Source organism: Pseudomonas sp. GW821-FHT07F01, from assembly GCF_059418825.1.
Genome location: NZ_JBWKQO010000006.1, coordinates 230017 through 249329 on the forward strand (window position 1 = coordinate 230017; position 19313 = coordinate 249329).

At 60.4% G+C, this 19313-nt stretch carries 16 protein-coding genes and 3 pseudogenes; 9 read left to right on the plus strand and 10 right to left on the minus strand.

All coding sequences use genetic code 11. The features are described 5' to 3' along the window. Complete coding sequence (gene aguA, locus AC07R1_RS22875) at window positions 1-1107, plus strand: agmatine deiminase (protein ID WP_495110967.1); 1107 nt, start codon at window positions 1-3, stop codon at window positions 1105-1107. Between the two features lie 244 nt (window positions 1108-1351). Next, window positions 1352-1552 carry a hypothetical protein gene (locus AC07R1_RS22880; RefSeq protein WP_011058687.1) on the plus strand — a complete coding sequence of 67 codons (201 nt, stop codon included), beginning with the start codon at window positions 1352-1354 and terminating at the stop codon, window positions 1550-1552. 81 nt (window positions 1553-1633) lie between these two features. On the opposite strand, the gene AC07R1_RS22885 is transcribed toward AC07R1_RS22880, so the two are convergent. Further along, window positions 1634-3733, minus strand: coding sequence for a TonB-dependent receptor (locus AC07R1_RS22885; protein WP_401024342.1), 2100 nt, complete (start codon window positions 3731-3733; stop codon window positions 1634-1636). A 262-nt stretch (window positions 3734-3995) separates the two neighbouring features. On the opposite strand from AC07R1_RS22885, the gene AC07R1_RS22890 reads away from it, so the two are divergent. The 5 genes from AC07R1_RS22890 to AC07R1_RS22910 all read left to right on the plus strand — a co-directional run bounded on the left by AC07R1_RS22890 (window position 3996) and on the right by AC07R1_RS22910 (window position 8207). Continuing rightward, a complete protein-coding gene (locus AC07R1_RS22890; RefSeq protein WP_011058689.1) occupies window positions 3996-4691 on the plus strand; it encodes a DsbA family protein in 696 nt (231 codons plus the stop codon). 27 nt (window positions 4692-4718) lie between these two features. After that, entirely contained in the window at window positions 4719-5108 is a 390-nt protein-coding gene (locus AC07R1_RS22895; protein ID WP_495110968.1) for a nuclear transport factor 2 family protein, read from the plus strand. A gap of 238 nt (window positions 5109-5346) precedes the next feature. Next, a complete protein-coding gene (locus tag AC07R1_RS22900; protein WP_015633793.1) occupies window positions 5347-6633 on the plus strand; it encodes an OprD family porin in 1287 nt (428 codons plus the stop codon). 207 nt (window positions 6634-6840) lie between these two features. Further along, window positions 6841-7506, plus strand: coding sequence for a hypothetical protein (locus AC07R1_RS22905; protein WP_232643933.1), 666 nt, complete (start codon window positions 6841-6843; stop codon window positions 7504-7506). Between the two features lie 5 nt (window positions 7507-7511). Further along, window positions 7512-8207 (plus strand): tetratricopeptide repeat protein, encoded by a 696-nt coding sequence (locus tag AC07R1_RS22910; protein WP_011058694.1) that lies wholly within the window; start codon window positions 7512-7514, stop codon window positions 8205-8207. A 72-nt stretch (window positions 8208-8279) separates the two neighbouring features. Here AC07R1_RS22910 and AC07R1_RS22915 read toward each other — a convergent pair whose 3' ends face one another. From AC07R1_RS22915 to AC07R1_RS22945, 7 genes are all read right to left on the minus strand, one after another. Beyond that, the gene (locus AC07R1_RS22915) at window positions 8280-9401 is read right to left on the minus strand and encodes a lysozyme inhibitor LprI family protein (protein ID WP_072443802.1); all 1122 of its coding nucleotides are present in this window, start codon (window positions 9399-9401) and stop codon (window positions 8280-8282) included. Between the two features lie 24 nt (window positions 9402-9425). After that, window positions 9426-9812, minus strand: coding sequence for a c-type cytochrome (locus AC07R1_RS22920; RefSeq protein WP_011058696.1), 387 nt, complete (start codon window positions 9810-9812; stop codon window positions 9426-9428). Window positions 9813-9891: 79 nt separating this feature from the next. Continuing rightward, window positions 9892-10686 carry a hypothetical protein gene (locus AC07R1_RS22925; RefSeq protein WP_011058697.1) on the minus strand — a complete coding sequence of 265 codons (795 nt, stop codon included), beginning with the start codon at window positions 10684-10686 and terminating at the stop codon, window positions 9892-9894. Between the two features lie 13 nt (window positions 10687-10699). Then, on the minus strand, window positions 10700-11527 hold the full coding sequence (locus AC07R1_RS22930) for an acid phosphatase (protein ID WP_011058698.1): 828 nt from the start codon (window positions 11525-11527) through the stop codon (window positions 10700-10702). A 35-nt stretch (window positions 11528-11562) separates the two neighbouring features. Further along, window positions 11563-12414: a MipA/OmpV family protein gene (locus tag AC07R1_RS22935; RefSeq protein WP_495110969.1), complete on the minus strand. Its 852-nt coding sequence runs from the start codon at window positions 12412-12414 to the stop codon at window positions 11563-11565. 213 nt (window positions 12415-12627) lie between these two features. Beyond that, window positions 12628-13662, minus strand: coding sequence for a DUF1254 domain-containing protein (locus AC07R1_RS22940; protein WP_011058700.1), 1035 nt, complete (start codon window positions 13660-13662; stop codon window positions 12628-12630). 161 nt (window positions 13663-13823) lie between these two features. Beyond that, on the minus strand, window positions 13824-14807 hold the full coding sequence (locus AC07R1_RS22945; RefSeq protein WP_495110970.1) for a helix-turn-helix domain-containing protein: 984 nt from the start codon (window positions 14805-14807) through the stop codon (window positions 13824-13826). Between the two features lie 1072 nt (window positions 14808-15879). Here AC07R1_RS22945 and AC07R1_RS22950 point away from each other — a divergent pair. Next, a complete protein-coding gene (locus tag AC07R1_RS22950; protein WP_495110971.1) occupies window positions 15880-17661 on the plus strand; it encodes a GmrSD restriction endonuclease domain-containing protein in 1782 nt (593 codons plus the stop codon). A 47-nt stretch (window positions 17662-17708) separates the two neighbouring features. Here AC07R1_RS22950 and AC07R1_RS22955 read toward each other — a convergent pair. After that, window positions 17709-18658 (minus strand): annotated as a pseudogene (locus AC07R1_RS22955) (hypothetical protein). After that, window positions 18631-19148: pseudogene (locus AC07R1_RS22960) on the minus strand (hypothetical protein); the annotation flags it as partial. The pseudogenes AC07R1_RS22960 and AC07R1_RS22955, both read right to left, overlap by 28 nt. On the opposite strand from AC07R1_RS22960, the pseudogene AC07R1_RS22965 reads away from it, so the two are divergent. Continuing rightward, window positions 19148-19306: pseudogene (locus AC07R1_RS22965) on the plus strand (tyrosine-type recombinase/integrase); the annotation flags it as partial. The pseudogenes AC07R1_RS22960 and AC07R1_RS22965 overlap by 1 nt on opposite strands. Window positions 19307-19313 lie beyond the last annotated feature (7 nt).

The window sequence follows — 19313 nt, forward strand, 5'->3', positions numbered from 1 at the left end:
ATGAGCACTTTGCACAGCACGCCGCGCGCCGACGGTTTCTACATGCCCGCCGAATGGGCGACCCAGACCCAGGCCTGGATGATCTGGCCCGAGCGCCCGGACAACTGGCGCCTGGGCGGCAAGCCGGCGCAGGCCGCCCATGTCGCGGTGGCCAAGGCCATCGCGCGCTTTGAACCGGTGACAGTGGCGGTGTCCGCGGCCCAGTATGAAAACGCCCGGGCACGCCTGGACGTGCCCAATATCCGTGTGGTGGAAATGTCCAGCGACGACGCCTGGGTCCGCGACACCGGCCCGACTTTCGTCATCAACGCCAGCGGCGAAGTGCGCGGCGTGCACTGGGGCTTCAACGCCTGGGGCGGCTTCGAAGGCGGCCTGTATTCGCCGTGGAACCGTGACGAGCAGGTCGCCAGCAAGGTGCTGGAAATCGAACGTTGCCAGGAGTACCGCACCGAGGGCTTCGTGCTCGAAGGTGGCTCGATCCACGTCGATGGCGAAGGCACGCTGATCACCACCGAGGAATGCCTGCTCAACCACAACCGCAACCCGCACCTGTCCCGCGAAGAGATCGAGGCGGTACTGCGCGAGCATCTAGCGGTGGAGCAGATTGTCTGGCTGCCGGACGGCCTGTACAACGACGAAACCGACGGCCATGTGGATAACTTCTGCTGCTATGTGCGCCCGGGCGAAGTGCTGCTGGCCTGGACCGACGACCCCCAGGACCCGAACTACCCGCGTTGCCAGGCCGCCCTGCAGGTGCTGGAAAACACCCGTGACGCCAAGGGCCGCACCTTCAAGGTGCACAAGATGCCGATTCCCGGCCCCTTGTACGCCACCGAAGAGGAATGCGCCGGGGTCGACGCGGTGGAGGGCAGCCAGGAGCGCAACCCTTCGGTGCGCCTGGCGGGTTCCTACGTGAACTTCCTGATCGTCAACGGCGGGATCATCGCGCCCAGCTTTGACGACCCGATGGACGCCCAGGCCAAGGCCATCCTGCAGCAGCTGTTTCCCGAGCACGAAGTGGTGATGGTGCCGGGCCGTGAACTGTTACTGGGGGGCGGCAATATCCACTGCCTTACCCAGCAACAGCCCGCGCCGCAGCGGATTTGAGTGCCGTTGTAACAGCCGATGCCGGTTGTTTGCCGGTGCCGGCCCGGCCCGTGGCCTGAGCTTCGCCAGCCAGCCCGCAGCCTAGACAGGCCGCGGGCTTTTTCATGGCCGTATATCGGCACGGGTGGCACATTGGCATAGCTCTTGTATCTCTCCTGGCGTGATTCTGAGACATGGAGAACGGTGTTGTTCTGTCATAAAGCTTGGATAAGTTAGGCCGCTCAGATACCAGGAGAGCGCTGGAATGAACATGGTCAGCGAGCGGGCGTCCCATCCCTTGGCAATGAATAACGAGTCGCTGCAGGTGCTGGCCCAGTGGTTGAAGTCCAATGGAACGCGTCAGATCAGGGAACCTGATCCGCGCCGGATCATCATTGAGCGTTACCCCGCTGGATTGCTCAGCGAGGCGGAACTGCAGGCGTTGTGGGATGTGGTGAAAGGATAGACAAACAAGGGATTGTGCGAAGCGCTGCCGGGATGGCAGCGCTTTTTTTTGCCTGGCATTCAGATGCCGGGCATCCGGGGGTCAGAAGCGGTAGTTGCCGGTGACCACCAGGCTGCGAGGGTCGCCCGGCTGGATCTGGAAGGCGCTGGTGGCGGAACTGTAGTACTCGCGGTCGGCGATATTGTTTAGCGCAGCGCGTACGTCCCAGTCCTTGTGCCGGTAACCGGCCAGGGCGTCCCAGCGGCCATAACCGGGCAGCGCCACGGTGTTGCTGCTATCGGCGAAGCGGTCGCCGACCAGGGTCAGGCCGGTCTCGGCGTACCAGCCCAGTTCCGGTTTCCAGGTGATGAACAGGCTGCCATTGCGCTTGGCGACGTTGTTCACGCGCTTGTCTTCGAAGCCGTTGTTGTCCTTGACCACCACGGCGTCCTGCAGGCCGATGCCGCCGCGCAGGTACCAGTTGCCGACGATCTTGCCGGTGCCCGTCAGCTCGATGCCGCGGGAGCGTTGCAGCCCGGTGAGCAGGGTGATGCTGCGGTCCTGCGGATCGGAGGTGCGACGGTTGTAGAGCTCCAGCTCATACACCGCCAGGGTGGTGCTCAGGCGTTCGTCCAGCCAGTCGCTCTTGACTCCGACTTCCTTCTGCCGGGTGAGCTCGGGGCTCAGGTCGTTGCCGTTACCGGCGGCGTTCGGGGTGATGCCGATCAGGCCGCCGCCCACCGGTGAGAACGACTTGCTCCACGAGGCATAGAACGAGTGGTGCTCCAGCGGCGTCCAGACCACCCCCAGGCGCGGGCTGACGCTGTGGCTTTCGCGGCTTTCGGAGAGCCCGTTCTTGCGGTTGCTGGTCTGCACATCAAAGTTGTCGTAGCGCAGGCCGGCGAGCAATTGCCATTGATCGTTCAGGCGCAGTTGGTCCTGCACATAGAGGGCCCGGCTTTCGACCTCGGTGTGGTTGTTGCTGGAGACCTGCATGCGGCCGGTGTGGCTCTGGTACGGGTTGGGGTTGTACAGGTCGACGGCGGGCACCGCCTGGCTGCCCGGCCCGGAAGTGGCGGCGTTGTAGAGGATCGGGTCGCGGCGCTGGCTGCCGAGCTCCAGGCCGGTGAGCAGGCGATGTTCCAGGCCGAAGGTGTCGAAACGGCCCTCCAGTTCGGTGTTGTTGTAGACGTTGCGGGTCTTCAGGTCTTGCTGCCAGCGTTGGCGTTGGACCTTGCCCGTCGTGGCGTTGTAGCCGGTCTGGTAGGTGTTGTCGAAGTCGCTGTCGAGCTTGAATACCCCCAGGGTGTGGCGCAGTTGCCAGTTCTCGCTGAGCTCGTAGCTCAGCTTGGAGCGCAGGGACTGGGACTTGTCGTCGATGTAGTCGCGGTGATCGCCGTAGGTGGTGTCGCGGCTGACGTCCGCCGGGCGTCCGTTGACCCCGGGGATGCCGCGGTCCGGGGTGCGGTTGTAGCGGCTGTATTCGTACTGCACCAGCCAGTTCAGGTCCGGGGTCAGTTGCCAGCTCATGGACGGGGCGAACAATTGGCGGTTGCCGCTGACGCCTTTGCGGAAACTGTTCCGGTCCTCGTTGCCCAGGTTCAGGCGCAGGCTGATGTTCTCTGTCGGGTCGGCGCTGAGGTCGGCATACAGGCTGCGCAGGTCCTGGCTGCCGCCCTGGACTTCGACGCTGGAGCGGCGGCCGAATTCCGGCAGCTTGCTCACCCGGTTGATGATCCCGCCCTGGCTGCCACGGCCGTAGAGCACTGCCGCCGGGCCCTTGAGCACTTCGATGCGCTCGATGTTGTGCAGGTCGCGCACGTATTGGCTGTCGTCGCGGATGCCGTCCAGGTAGAAGTCGTTACTGGCATCGAAGCCGCGGATCCGCAGGCTGTCGAAGCGCGTGTCCGAGCCGCTGCTGACGTTGGGAATGCCACTCAGGGCGCTGCCCAGGTCGTTGACGCCGTAGTCCAGCACGTTGGCGGTCTTGATTGTGTCGATGGCCTGGGGCACGTAGCGCGCCGGGGTCGAGGTACGGGTTGCAGTGCTGACTTCCTTGACCCGTGGGTCATCGGGGTCGGCTTCGGCCTCGGCACTGATGGAGGTCATCGGCAGGGTAGTGCTGGCAGCGCAGGCAAAACCGCTGGCCAGCAGGGTGCAAAGACCCAGGGACAGGGGCATGAGGCGGAAATGGGCAGGCATCTGAAACGCATCCGAGAAGGGGAAATTCGAGGGTGCGAATGGTAATGCTTGTCATTAACAGATGTTAAATATTCCCTAATAAGTTCCCCGGGCTATTTGTTTCTGAATGTATCTTTCGGGTTTCGGTTCGCACACTGAGGCTAAACAGACGGATTCGACCGGTTACAGCAACAGACTAAAAGCCAATTCGAGGTTTTTTCCTTGGCGCGCGCGGCCTAGTCTGCGTGACATCGAATTTTCAAGACCTTGCTGGAGCCCAGATATGTCCTTGGCCACCCTTCACTATATTTATGACCCCCTGTGCGGCTGGTGCTACGGTGCCAAGCCGCTGGTGCAGGCCGCCCAGGCGGTGGTGCCGGTGGTGGCCCATGCCGGCGGCATGATGACCGGGCGCAATCGCCAGCCGGTCTCGCCGCAACTGCGCGATTACGTCATGCCCCATGACCGGCGGATCGCCGAGTACACCGGGCAGCCTTTTGGCCAGGCCTATTTCGAGGGCCTGCTGCGGGATGAGACGGCCACCTTCGACTCGGCGCCGCCGATTGCCGCCGTACTGGCGGCCCAGGCTATGGAAGGGCGGGGCCTGGAATTTCTGGGCCGGTTGCAGACGGCGCATTATCTGGAAGGGCGCAGGATCGCCGACCGGCAGGTGCTGCTGGAGCTGGCGCAGGCCCAGGGGTTTGCCCCGGCTGCCTTCGAGGCGGCCTTCGACCAGGCGGTGGCCCATGAACTGGACAACCATATAAAGGCCAGCCGGGCCCTGTTGGCCAAGGTCGGCGGGCAAGGCTTCCCGACTCTGGTGCTGGAGCGCGATGGTCGTTACCAGCTGCTCGACATCAGCCCCTGGCTGGGCAAACCCGAGGCCTTCGCCGACTGGCTGAAGACCTCCCTGGGCGCCGATAGCGGCCCTCACGATGGCGTGGTCCAGGCCTGTGGCCTGGACGGTTGCACACCCTGAACTCACCTGACCTGCGTGGAGTCACCCATGGATAACCTAGCGTTGATCAAGAGCACCTACGAAGGTGCCAACTCCCAGGAAAATGCGCGCAACACCGCAGCGGCCCTGGCCCCCGATGCCCGCTGGACCGAGGCGGCAGGCTTTCCCTATGCCGGCACCTACATAGGGTTCGAGGCGGTGCTGGAGCACGTCTTCAAGCGCCTGGGCTCGGAATGGCAGGACTTCACCTTCAAGGCCGAGAACTATGTGGCCCAGGGCGACAAGGTGTTCGCCTATGGCAATTACCAGGGCGTCTACAAGGCCTCGGGCAAACCGATCGATGTACGGGTGGCTCACTTGTGGACACTTAAAGATGGCAAGGTCACCCACTTCGAACAATTCGTGGACAGTCACAGTGTGCAGCTGGCAATGCTCTAGCCCGCAGTTCTTAGAATATTTTCAGCTATTCAAAGACGATTCACGAAATTGACACGTTGTTAAAGGCGCAGATAGGATTCGCCCCAACGCCTGTGGCCAGGAGCCATATTTCAGAATAATAAAAGGCCCACCGTGCTCACCCGCGGTCGGGCTTTTTTGTTTCAACGGTAGAAGAGCGTTCAATCGCCATAGCCGCGGAGCTCACAGCGCGTCACCAACCCGTAATAAGGAAAATAAAATGTTTAAACAGCGGATCTGCTTGGTTGCACTGGGGATTTTGAGCGCAACACAGGCCATGGCCGACGGCCAGGCCGACGCGAAGGGTTTTGTTGAAGACAGCAGCCTGAAAGTGCTGTTGCGCAACGCTTACATCAACCGTGACTACAAAGATGGCAACCCGGACAAGGCTGAATGGGGCCAGGGTTTCATCGGCACCTTCTCCTCGGGCTTCACCCAGGGCACCGTGGGCGTGGGCGTTGACGCCTTCGGCCTGTACGCACTGCGCCTGGACGGCGGCAAGGGTCGCAGCGGTGCCGGCGGCATCGACTTCTTCAAGCAGGGTGACAGCGGTAGCGCTGCAGACGACCTGGCCAAGGCCGGTGCTGCAGTCAAGTTCCGTTTCTCCAACACTGTGCTGACCTACGGTGACCAGATGCCGGCCCTGCCGGTGCTGAACTACGACAACTCGCGCCTGCTGCCGGAAAGCTACACCGGTACCCTGATCACCTCCAAGGAGATCAAGGGCCTGGAGCTGAACGCAGGTCACTTCACCGCCGAATCGCGCAAGAGCGCCGAAGGCCGTGACAGTGGTGGCCTGAAGTCGATCAACGTATTGGGCGGTAGCTACCAGTTCACCGAGCAGTTCAAGGGCGCGCTGTACGCTTCCGACGTCGAAGACGTGCTGAAGAAGCAATACATCAACCTGAACTACGTGTTCCCGCTGGCCACTGACCAGTCCCTGACCCTGGACTTCAACGGCTACCGTACCGAGCTGGACAAGTCCTACGCCGAGAAGGCTAAAGCCGGCGGCGAAGACAACAAGATCTGGAGCCTGGCAGCCACCTACGCGATGGGCCCGCACTCCTTCACCCTGGCGCACCAGCGCAGCACCGGCGACAGCCACCTGGGCTATGCCTATGGCGGCTACCAGCGCGGTCAGAACCGCGTGGGCGATGGCGGCAACACCATCTACCTGGCCAACTCCTACTGGTCCGACTTCAACGCCGAAGACGAGCGCAGCTGGCAGCTGGGCTACGGTCTGGACTTCGGCGCCTTCGGCGTACCGGGCCTGACCTATAACGTGGCCTACGTGCGTGGCGACAACATCACCACCTCGACCTCCACCGGCGGCAGCGAGCGGGAAATCTTCAACCAGTTCAAGTACGTAGTACAGAGTGGCCCAGCCAAAGACCTGAGCGTGAAAGTACGCAGCTCGGTACTGCGCGTTTCGCAGAAGTCTTCCGAGTACAACGTGGGCGGCAACGAACTGCGTGTGTTCGTCGACTACCCGATCAACGTGTTCTGATGAACGCCTGATCACCCCCTGATATCAGGTGGTTGCCACACGAAAAGCCCCGACTGGTTCGGGGCTTTTTTGTGCCTGGGCATCCGGGTTGCAGAAATGCCCGGGATGGCGGATGACTGTTCTCGCCCGGGTGCTTTTTTCAGCCAGTGGTTGGCGCATATCAATCTTGTTACAGTCCACCCCCCTGTCTCGTCACGGATGATTTCGATGTTCCGTACCCTGCTATCCGGCCTGTGCCTGCTGAGCGTCGCCAGCATCGCCCACGGCCAGCAAGCGACTGCGCCCGAGCAGTTGCTGAGCGACTTCTCCCGCTGCGATGCGCAGTTCTTCCAGAACCTGAATACCGCCCGACTGCCGACCGGCACCTTGAGCCTGGCCCGGTACGGTGCGGTAAGCGCGCCCAAGGTCATGAACCCTTTGCAGGAAGGCGGGCGCTACCAGGCCTTCGAACAGCCGCTGCTGGTCAATGGCGTGCGCCTGGTGGGCTACTACAACGAAGCTCAGTCGCTGAAGTCGGTGGGCAACCTGCTGTTCTGGGGCTTTGTCGCCGAGGGCCAGCCCAAGGACGTGGCCGCGGCGCTCAAGCCGCTGCTGGTGGACAACAGCCGCCTGAAGGCAGACCGCAGCGCCATGAGCCGGGTGGAGATCCGCCGGGTCGGCGACCCCATCGACCAGTGGCGCACCGAAGGCCTGGCGGGCGGTGGCGTGGCTACGCCGTTCGGTTATGTCGAGCGCATCCTGAGCATCGACATCGGTACCACCCACGCACCGATTGCCGGACGCACCACGATCTTCTGCAGCTTGCAGGGTACGGTCACCGCGCCGTTGCTGCAGGTGTATCGCCCTGACCTCAACGCCCATCTGCTGGATTGAAAAACATGCCTTCATTGTCTGTACGCGGGTCGCTCCTGCTTGTGTGTGCCCTTGCTGTGACTGGCTGCGCCAGCCTGCAGAGCCAGGACCAGATCAACTACGCCCATTGCCGCATGGTGGGCCAGGCTTCCAAGGCCGAAAAATTCGACGTGGTGCTGCAAGAGGCCGACCTGTGCCTTGAGAAGAACCAGCTGAGCCAGCCCATGCAGAGCCTGGTGTACTGGCTCAAATCCGATGCCTACGCCAGCTTCAAGCGTTACCCGGAAGCCATCGCCGCCAAGGAAAAATCCATCGAGTTGGGCCCCAAGCCCGATGCTCGGGCGGTGCTGGACCTGAGCCGTCTGTATCGCGAAGCGGGCAACCCGCAAAAGGCCCTGGAGCTGGTGCAGTCCAACCTTGACAACAACCTGGGCGAGGCGGGCAAGGGCAGCGGTTTCAACATGCCGACCTACTACCACCTGGGCCAGACGCTGTACGACCTGGGTCGCTACCGCGAGGCCGCGGAAGCCTACAGCACCGGCCTGTTGAAGCAGCCCGACTATGCCTGGGCCTTCTACCACCGCGGCCTGGCCTACGACAAACTGGGCCAGACCGACGACGCCCGCGCCGACTTTGCCCAGTTCGCCAAGCTGGTGAACCAGAAGTACGTCGAGCCGCAGCACCAGGCCAAGCTGGCCGAGTACAAGATCAAGCTGCCTTGAATGCAGCGTGGTTGATGCAATAAAAAAGGCTCGCCTGATCGCGAGCCTTTTTTTATCCGCGAACGCTGTTCGTCAGTCGTCCGGATTGATGGCGAACTTCAGCTGGTTGCCCTGCAGGTAGACCACCGCTTCACGGCCATGGATATCCACCGGCCGGGCCGACATTGCGTCGTGATCGGTGACTATCTTCGACAACTCCTTGCCCCGCATATCGACCCGCCAGATACAGGCCCGGGGCCCTTGGTTATCGAAGTACAGCACCGGGCGCGTGGTGCTCCAGGTCGGGTTGACGATGGCCCATCCGGCATCGGGCTGTTTCTGCTCGGTGATGTTCTCCGAATGGCTGCCCGCGTTGGCGCGGTCATAGTTCAGGGACAGCTGGCTGCTGTCGCGATTGAGGTCCTGCTCCACCCGCGCCCGGGCGTGCATGAAGGTGTTGGAGCCAACCTGGAACACCTGCTGGGTGCTGGAGGGCGCGCTGCGCGAACCCAGGCGGTAGACCATGCTTTGCTGCAACTGGCCCGCCAGCTGCTCGCGGTAGTAGAACTGGCCATCGACTATCCCGGCGTAGCGCGGCCCCTGGTCGTTGGCCCCGGGATTGGCCCAGCCGGCGAAGGCGATGTCCTGGGCGATGGGATGCAGCCCCGGCTGGTCATCGGCGTACTCATACAGGGTGCCGACATACACCGGCTTGCCCTGCTGATAGCGCCCGACAAACAGCACCACATGCAACACCCCGGCTATCACCTGGGCATCGACGATCTGCTGGTCGCCCTGGGGCAGGGTGCTGTTGAAGGTGGCCAGGGTGAAGTTCTGCCAGTCGTCCGGGTCATATACCAGGTACGCCTCGCCGGGAGCCAGTGGGCGCAGTGCGTCCGGGGCGGGCTCGGGAGGAATCGGCAGCGACGTGAGCATTTTCACCTGGGCCCGGTAGACCGACTCCAGGCAATCGGTGTCGGGGCAGGTATTGCGGGTGTTCTTCAACCAGTGGCCTTGCAGCAGGCGGAACACCTGCAAGTGCTTCAGCGCCTGGTAGCGGCGGGTCATCTCCTCGTCCTTGGCGGACAGCGTCGGCGTGGCGCAGACAGTCTTTTCCACTTGGGTCGAGGCCTTGGCGCAGTCGAAGCCGGCGGCCTGCAGATCGGGCGCCAGCGCGAGGCTCATGGCCGCCAGCGAGAGCAAAGGGAGCTTCATCAACACATCCTTGTCGAAAACGGGTCAGGGGGTCTGGAACGTCTGCAGATAGGCCAGCAGATTATCGATTTTTTCCTCATCGCTCAGCCCCCAGAAAATCATCCGGGTACCGGGCACCACGGCCTTGGGGTCTTCCAGGTACTGGATGAGCTTGTCCCGGCTCCAGACAATGCCCGAGGACTTCATGGCCGTCGAGTACTGGTAGTCCGCGGCGCTGCCGGCGGGGCGGTCGATGATGCCATTGAGCTGCGGCCCGAAGGAACTGCGCACCGAAGGCCCGATGTTATGGCAGCCGCTGCACAGGCGCTTGAACAGCTTGGCGCCGGCTTCGGCATCACCGGCCAGGGCCGGGGCGCTGAATAGCAGGGAGTGGAGCAACAGGGTCAGGATCGATACGGCGATGGGCTTCATGGGCGGCCTGCGTGCAGCTGGAATCGGCGGCTATTGGAGCATGAAGCGCATGCCTGGGGGGAGCCTTGCGATACAAGGCTCAGAAGCGCCCACTGATACCCAGCAGCGGGCCCTTCTGGACGATGTCGTAGACAAACCCGTCATGGCGATAATCGACCCCCATGGCCCGGTAGCCGGCCACCGCCGAAAAGCCCGGCAGGAACTCCCAGCCCGCCAGTGCGGCCAGGTCCCAGTCTTCCCGGGACTGCCCGGCGCCCGCCATGCCCCAGGCGGAGAGCCAGAACCGCTCGTTCACGGCGTAGTGCCCGCGCAACCCCGCCATCGCGTCGGCCCAGGTGGCCTTGTCCGAGCCCGACAGGCCCCCGGCCGGACCACCGTGCAGGGTGATGCTGGTGCTGCTGTACCAGACGCGCACGCCGCCGGCGATGTCCAGGCGATGATCGTCATCCCCCAGCACCTGGTAGCCGCCCCCCAGGAAACCCGAGGCGGTCTTGCTCTGCACCTCTAGCTTGGACGCCAGCGCTCCGGCTGGCAGCCGGTTGCGGGTGTCGGTGTCGATGTACATCAGGTCGGCGAGCACGCTGTAGGGGCCGCGCCGCGCTTCGCCCATCAGCATCACCGACATGTCGACACTGCGCGCGATGTCCGAGAAGTCGGACTTGATGAACTGGGTCCCTGTGCTGCGGTGGCCTACGTGCCCGCGGATCCCGGCGCCCCACACGTACGGGCCGCCGTTGAACCGCCAGCCATCGTCGTCTGCCGCCATGGCCACGGGCGGCAGGCTGGTTCCGGCGGTCGTCAAGGCGCCCAGCAGCAGCGCCAGGCGGGTACGCCGGTGCAGCAACGGTGAGTGCGGATGGTCACGGTGGATCATGCTGTTTCTCCGATCAGTGCTGGGTCAGCCCAAGAGCCACGCCTTCGGCTGCGCAGTCCTCGGCAGGCTTCAGGCCGGCCTGCTGCGCCGCCTTGACCTCCTCCTTCGCGGCCGCCAGATCGGCGAGGAATGCCGGATTGCCATGCAGGCTGGCGACCGTCGCGGCCCCCATGATGCGGCCAGCGTCCACGTCGCTCTGCCAGTGGGCGTCGCAGATGACCCGGCTCTGGCCGTATGCCAGGCCACGGGTCATCAGTTCGGTGGCGCGGGCCGGGCTGATCTCGGCCAGGACCAGCCCCCAGGCCCAGCCCGCGGCGGAGTGGCCGGAGGGCCAGGAGCCATCCGTGCGCAGCAGTGGCTCCATGTCCTTGCGGCACGTGCCTTCGTCATGCACCACGAAGGGGCGAGTACGGTTGTAGGCATTCTTTCCGGCGTAGGTGGAGCCCCCCGCATCCGTCAGGGTGCGCTGCATCAAGGTATAGAGATGGGGTGTGCTCTTTTCGCTGATCTGCGTGCCCAGCGCGCAAGAGAAGGTTTTCGCCGGGCCGGGGAATGACAGTTCTGCATCGGTTGCCGCGAGTTTCTCCCGGCTCGAGCCACGCAGCGCCAGCGCCGCACGCCGTGCTTCTTCATCCCGCGCGAGGGCCGCGGAGCCCGGTTTTGGCGGGGCCCCGAGCAATGCCAGGCGTACAGGCAAGTCAGCCGGTTCAAGGTAGCCTGGCGCCAGTTTGAAGTGCGGGTCGGTGACCTTCGTGGCGGCGTCCTCGGCCAGCGCCCATGCCGACCAGAGCAGGCCGGCCAGGGACAGTGTCACCGCGAAGGGTTCAGGTATTTTTTTCATCGTGCGTTCTCTTTTCTATCCATGACCACGGCTGATCAGAACCGGTACAAGGCGTCCAGATAGGCTCCGGCACCGACCTTTTCCCCCGTCAGCGGGCTGTCACGGGCGTCGGAGACCAGGGCGTAGGTCTTGATGCCACCTTCCAGCGCCAGCTGTGGCTGCCATTGCCAGGTCAGGCCCAGCTTTAAGGTCACGTCGCGCATCCCGCCACCGGGGTGGTATTCATCGAACCGGGTGCGTGCGGCTTGCTGGGCGGTGACGCCAAAGCGGGCCATCATGTCGTTCTCGTTGCTCCAGGTGCCGTACAGCGTCGAGTCCAGGGTCAAGGTCGAAGACAGCGGGTAGGTGGTGGCGACCCCGGCTTCCAGGTACGTCGTACGGCCCAGGCTTTCGCCACCGTAATTGCGCCTCTGGCTCGATTGCAGGCCGCGTACGAACAAGCGGCCGGCGGGCAGGATCCAGTACGCTTCCGCCCCCACCAGGGCGGTGCTGTCCAGGTTGCCCATGCCCCGCAGGTAGTCATCACGGCCGTCCAGGGTGTGAATGCGTTCCTTGCGCCCCGGGTCATAACCCACCAGCAGGGCCACGCCGAAAGGCGCCAGCCCCGGCAGATCCCATCGCAGCCCTTCCGGAAAGGCTGCGGTAAAGGTGCCCCAGTCCTGGGTCGGCATGACCGCCTTGAGCTTCAGTGACGGGAAGGCGGCGTAGTGGGAAGAGCCCTGGTACAACGGGCCAACAGCCAAGCCGCCGCCTACCGTCACCGATGGCGTGCCGCCTGAATCGGCCGGGGCAGCCTGGGCAGGCGGCACCAGCATCAATGCAAGGGCTGCACCTAGGGAGAACACCACGGGAGACCTGAAAGAATGTGAATGATCCTTGAGTGTCATTGTTCATTTCCTTGGGTGTGAACTCTGTAGTGCAGAGCCATTGCTGAGTTGATCACCAATATTCAACTTGCAGGTGCTGGTATCCGAGTCGAGTGCAGGCTGGTAAACCCCCGGCGCAAGCGCTGGCCTCATGGATCGCCCCAGTGCGTTTACAAGTACCGATGGCGGGAGTCCGTCGTTTCGACAAACTTGCACTTGCTCGAATAATCGAATCTACAAATCGACGGGCTCGGGCGTTGGAAAACGCCATTGGCCACTGAGTATTTCGTTACTCGGTCGATAGAGCCTGACGGTGTAGTTCCAGCCGGGTGTCGTAACCAGGCAATTGACGACCTTGGCCTCGCAACCCCCGAACTGGATGACAATTGAACCATCGGCACTTTTCTTGGCAGTGAGGTTGTTCAGCGAATAGGCGTCATAGGGGTTTTTCTGAAAGTACCCGTCGGCGTTGTAAACACTCACAGACCAGAAACTCTTGACCGGTACCTGTTCAACCTTGAGCCGGTAGACGGTTTTTCCATCGTTGTGCGGCAATACTGCTCCGAGGTAGATGGCGTCCCTGCTCGGGTTGCCGCCCCAGCCCGTTGCGGTTCCGATCAGGTGGCGCACCGGATCGACCCTGCCCTTCGGGCCAAAGGACTGGTTGTAATCGGGAAGGGTCGAACCCAGAACAGCCAGGGCATCACGCACTTTTTTCTGGCTCGCCTGATCCCACTTCGGAACCACGAACTCCCCGTGCCTGGCCTGGCTGACCTGGATGGCGTCCTGCAGCGCATGCACCTGCTCGAGGTCTTTGCGATCCGTGGGGTCGAAGAACAGGCGGATAGCGACAAATACATAGCGTGTGCCGATGTCCTCTTTCGCCAGCGTATGGGGACCGGGCCCATAAATGACTGCCGGCACGTAGTGATCTTCGTTGACCACTTGCATCGACATGAACCTCTCACCGGCTTCAGGCAAGGTGACAGTCACCGGGCCGGCATCGAGATCGAACACCGCTGACGAGTAAAGCGTGTCCCTGTTCATGCGGATGACATCCTGAGCGTCGATGGCAACCGCTTCGCGGCTGTGAACAAACCGCCCCAAGCCTCCACTCTTCACACTCTTGCCCATGTAGAGGTCGGACTCGGCGCGAGCAAAGTTATCGACATTTACCCGCACCGTCGCATCAGCGGATGACTGAGCGTGTGCACTGGCAAAAGTGGCCAGCGTCAGGGCGACGATGCAGGCCGTGGATGAATCGGGCATGTAAACCTCTAGCTCTTTTAAGTGGGCATTACCTTTTCAGACTTTATAAGAACACCCTGCTGGAAACTTGCCATTTGGTGCCAAAAGCACAACAGGCAAGTACCGCGAAGTGGGTTATTTGAAGGCGCCCGATAGTGGGGCGGGAGGGTCAGGTGAAGAGGTTAACGATCATCTTTCAAGAGCGAGCGGTAGCGCGACGGCGAACTTCCGGTCCAGCGCTTGAAGGCTCGGGTAAAGTGCGCCTGATCACTGTAGCCCACCATGTAGGCAATCTCGGTCGCGGTGTATTTGCCGCTGGCAATCAATTGCAGTGCTTCGCTGCGACGGGTTTCGTCACGCAGGTCTTCGAAGTCGATGCCGCAGTACTTGAGGCGACGCTGTAGCGTTCGGGAAGACAAGCCGATGTTTCTTGAAATAGCGGTAAGTTTGGATCGATCCTGATCCGCGATCCGTTCGATCAGCACACCGGCGGCTTGCGCGGTCGACTTCAAGGCCTCGGTGACTTTCCAGGCGTCATCCCGGTCAGGTTGCAGAGGGGTGTCGAGCAGCTCACGGTCGAATTCGATCATGTTGTGCTTCGCGTTCATGTGCAGATTCGGCCCCAGGTACTCCTCCAGCGCCTCATCTCCTCGCTCCCGCGGGTTTTGCAGATGCACCCGTATGGCGCAAGGCTCGCCGGACATGAGTGGCACTTTCCTCAGCAGCGCCAGAGTGCCGAGAATGACCTGTTTCGGATCAGCCCCGTGCTGCCCGGTGAAGTGCTGGATCAGCTTCGTCGTACGGCCTTCGGTAACGATTCTTACGTCACTTCCTTGATGCAGTAAGTCCGTATGGATCGCTGCCACTGCGCACGCCTGGGCAAGGTTGGTCGAACCCAGGATCAACCCGCCCCAGGCGCCGAGTGAGCGTACTTCGATCAGATGCCCCACCGTTGCACCCGCGAAGGGGTCCTGTGCGACCGCGGCCATTTCATTGGCGATGTGAAAACAGGTCGCTCGCGGCACCCAGGCATCCGGGTATTGAAAAACCTGCGGGGAAATCCCGTAACGCCGGAAGAACTCCAGCGGCGACACCCCGCGCATGCTCAGGTAGGGCGCTATTTGCTGAAGCGTGCTGAGTTTGATGGAGGGCGTTGCATGGGTCATGAGCGTTTGCACCTGGTTCAAAGGCCGTGCACGTGAAGAACGTCCGAGTCCGCAGGAAACACTAGCGCAAAACACCTGCCGGAGTCGTGCTGGCGATGTGCATTAAACACGAAGGACGTTGTGCTTGTGGGACTTGCGAAGAAGGGTGAGGGGGCTGAAGCGCGGCGATACCGGGTCCAGCAAGGTGCTGAAGGCATCGGGAGAGGATTGTTTGACCCTGGAAACAACAAAGCCCTCGCATCGCTGCGAGGGCTTTGTTTTGTATGGTGCCGGCACCAGGAGTCGAACCCGGGACCTACTGATTACAAGTCCAAGAATATGGCCAATGAACATTGATGGTTCCAGGACTGGCCATGTATTAAAGGGATATTAGGGAAATAGGAGAAGGATTTCTCTGTCAGGTGTGGACGTTTTGTGGACGCTAAACGTCGTTACGGCATGATGATGAGCTGTGCAATCTACGGTGGTCCGGCAATTAGGCTACACGCCATAGCCTGCCTGGTTATTGGCGTTTCGCCCTGGTCTGTTCGTGTTCGACCTAGTGAGCAGATTCTGGAGTGATTCCAATTTGGAAAACATGGGTTTTCCATAGTTTTTCAGCTTCTCGTCAAGGCTGGCTGGGGCTCTCAGAATTGCCACGTCACCAGAGGCGCCGCAGCGTGTCGTGCAAGCGCATGACATTTCTCTGCAAAACCTTTCATCCAGTGCAATCGCTAAACACCCCACAGACCCTGCAGCGGGCCTGGGCGAGGGCATGGTTTGCACTACCACCTGGCTTTGCACAAAAAAGGGACACAGAGCCCGTCGGCGGGAGGGGGATAAGTGATTTTTTCAGCTTGTTTTTTTGCATCTCGGTTTTTTTACGTGAGCCTGTTGCTTTGAGCGACGGGGGTGCCTGAATGGCTTTTTCTCGCACGCCGATGCTGCGGCCAGTGCGTTATTGGCTGCTATGCAAAGCCGGTTATCGCAACTCTACGTAACCACCTGTTGAGTAGTTGGGTGCGTGGGCAGTTGTGGAGCCTCCATGATGGCATTATGGTGGGGTCTTTAGAGAGTGCGGACAGGGAAATCTATGAGCATCACTCCACGTGGTATGAGCGTCACGGAAGCCTATCGGTTGTACAGAGAAGATCGGTTAATAGTTAACCGGAAGTATCAGCGAAAACTGGTGTGGACTCTTGCTGAGAAGCAAAAGCTTATCGATAGTCTGGTATCCGACTATCCAATCCCTTTGATAATGCTCGCCGATGCCTCTCGTGGCAGCGATACTTATTATGAAATCATGGATGGGATGCAAAGATTAAATGCGATATTTTCGTTTATAGAAAATGGATTTGATTTGAATGGTGCCTTTTTTGATGTTCAAGAGTTTGCTCGTGCTAAACAAGCAGCAGAAGCAGGAATCTTTGAGCCGGTCGATAGAAATGTATCCGAGCTACTGCCACCAAATGTTTGTGCCAATATTGTTGACTATCAGCTTGCAGTAACAATTTTCCCTATAGAGAGTGAAGCTCAAGTAACTGATGTTTTCGGCAGAATCAACTCCGGCGGCCGACAACTAAGCTCCCAGGAAAAAAGACAAGCTGGGAGAGTAGATGATTTTTCTATGGTAGTTAGAGAACTTGCATCAGAAGTTAGGGGTGATGCATCGCGCGAGATATTGCCTTTATCTGGGATGCCTGAAATTAGTATCGATTCGCTTCGATCGAGCATGGGTTACACATTAAAGACAGAAGAAATATTTTGGTGTAGACAAGGAATCCTAAGAAGCCAGCAGTTGCGGGACAGTGAAGATGAGGAAATGATACTAGATATTTGCGCATCAATCGTCCTTGGCGAACCAATTGCTCGCAGCAAGGAATTGTTTGACAAGATATATGATGAAAGTGAGTCTGAATGTAATAGAGTCCGAAGAGCGTTCTATACCTATGGCGGGGATCGCCTCAAGGAAGAGGTAAAGGTCACGATGTCTGTGTTGAATCAGATCATCGCAGGTTACAATGATGCACCAAACACCTTGAGAGCCGTGGTCAATCCAGCCTCTGGCAACCCGATAAAAAACTCGTTTTATTCGATATTTATGGCGCTGCATAATTTGGTTGTAGTTAACGAAAAGACTCCGGAAGACTATGTGAAAATCATGCAGGCAATCACCGGCCTTCAAACTAGCTTAGTCGCCAGCGCCAACTATGCGACCACCCCGGATCGAGTAAAAAACGTAGATAAAACTATCGGCTTGATTCAAAGGTATTTTGTAAAGAGAGATCCGCCAATGTGGCGCCACGGCGCAGGATTAGCATTGGATATGGAAAATGCACTCCGAAGGTCGCGGCTAGAGACCTCTCGATATGAATGCAAGCAGGGGCTGCTGAGATTAAACGACGAGCGCGATTTTGATGTAGATCTACCGTCAAAGATCATCGAGACGATTTGCGGTATAGCCAACGTTGGGCCTGATGCGGATGGTTTTCTTTTTTTAGGAGTGGCCGATAAAAAGGCTCATGCAGATAGAATTGCCGCCCTCGACTCTGTGCAGCCAGTTTTAATTGGATCGCGTTATATAGTCGGGCTTGATCGTGAAATGAAAGTACTAAACATGGATGCAGAGCAGTATTTAGAGAGATTTCTGCAGCATGTGCGCAAATCCGAACTCTGCGAGCCACTAAAATCACAAGTTCTGTCACAATCAGACTTTGTAGAGTTCAAAGGGCTGTCAGTGCTAAGAATTAGAGTTCCTGCTCAGTCATCAGTTTCATTTCTTGGGGACAATGCATTTATCCGAGAGAACTCTTCAACTGTCGAGGCTAAAGGGAAAAAGCTTATGGCCATAATTGATGTCTTTCGGAAGAATTAATTCCTCTTCCAAACGAGTCAGACGCTTATGGCGTCTGACTTAAATATTTAAGATGTAATCTGTTTCAGTTTGATCGACATTCGCAATGCAGTAGCCCCACCCGAAGTAAAATCAAGAGCATTACTTGGTGGGGGGGGTGGTCCGTGGGTATGGCTGGCTAGCTGCGCGTTCATCTCCTGCACCAGGTCCAGCAGATCGCACAACACCTGCAGCACGTTGACCGATTCTGACCCAAGCCAGGTCTTGGGCGCCTGCAGGCGCTGACTGATCCCGCTCACGCTCTTGCGCAGCCCCTGGATCTGCTCCTGCAGGTTGCCGCCCACCGTGGCGTTGAGCTTCTGCCCCACCACTAGGTTCAAGTCGCGGCCGGTGCCCTGGTGTAGGTCACCCACAGCCGCCAGGCTCGCGGACCCGCCCGACAGCAGCTTGAGTGCGCCCATGGCCTTGACTCGGTCGAATGGTCGTCCACCGTCCTGATGTGATTCTGGAAGCGCTCGGCGTTGTCCAGGGCCTCTACTTCGCGCTCGATCGCCTTGTCCTGGATCTTTCCATCGGTCTGGCGCAGCCAGTTGCCGTCGGCATCGACCCGCTGCTGGCAGGCCTCGCTGTGCTGCCACACCTGATCACCTTTCGGCACCCGGGGCAGGCTCAAGCCATGCGGCAGGATCTGCTGGATAAACGGCTTGTGCGGCAATCCATAGGCGAAGCACACCACCACCGTGGTGTTTTCCTCGGGGAAGCCGAACATGCCAGCCTCTTGGCCACCCATGGGCGCCGGCAGCGGCAGGCCGGCCAGGATCGGCAGATCCGGGTCCGGTTCGCCATCGGGCAGCAGCACCTGGACGTCCACGCCGTAGCGCGGCCGGAAGTCATCGCACAGCCCGGGCGCCGCCGGCGCATCCGGTACTGCGACCACACGGCCGAAGCGTGGCAGGTGATAGCCGCCGGTAAGTTCGGGGAATTGCCGCTCTACGCTGCGGCGGATTGCGTCTTCCATTTGATGGCCATCTGATTGCCGGCGAGCGTCACGCTGGTGACCCGCTCGCCCTGGTTGAAGGTGGCGCCCGGGCGCAGTCCTGGAAGAACCGCGATCATGGCGCTCTGATTGCCCTGGTAGCCGTCGAACAGCTCGACGGGCAACTGCAGCGGTGCGCGGGTGCCGAAGAAGCTATCCGCCCAACTGCCCACGAACACCTCGCCGTCGCCCTGCTGCTGCCAGATAAAGTCGGGCATGCTGAACACCTGGGCCAGGCTGTCCATGGCCAGGTAACCGCTGGCCAGGCTGTAGAAGAACGGGGCCTTGGTCTGGGCATAGGGCCTTTCCGGCACCCGGAAGCGCAGCCCGGTCTTGCTGCTGATCGCCGCCAGAACGCCCCGCAGATCGACGTGGCGCAGGTTCAGGGGCAGCGGATTGGCCAGGATCGCCGCCAGTTCGCGCAGACCAGGATCTGCTGCACGCCGTTGACCGCGGTCGATCGCTCCACGTACCTTCGCCCGCCACTACATGGCCAAGGGCGGAGACATTCTCACGCTGCAGCGTGTCTTGGGGCATGCGTCCTTGGCTATGACAATGAAATACGCACACTTCAGCCCGGGGCATTTGGCTGAAGTAATCAATCTAAATCCGTTGGCAAACTTCTCTTAAGGAAAGA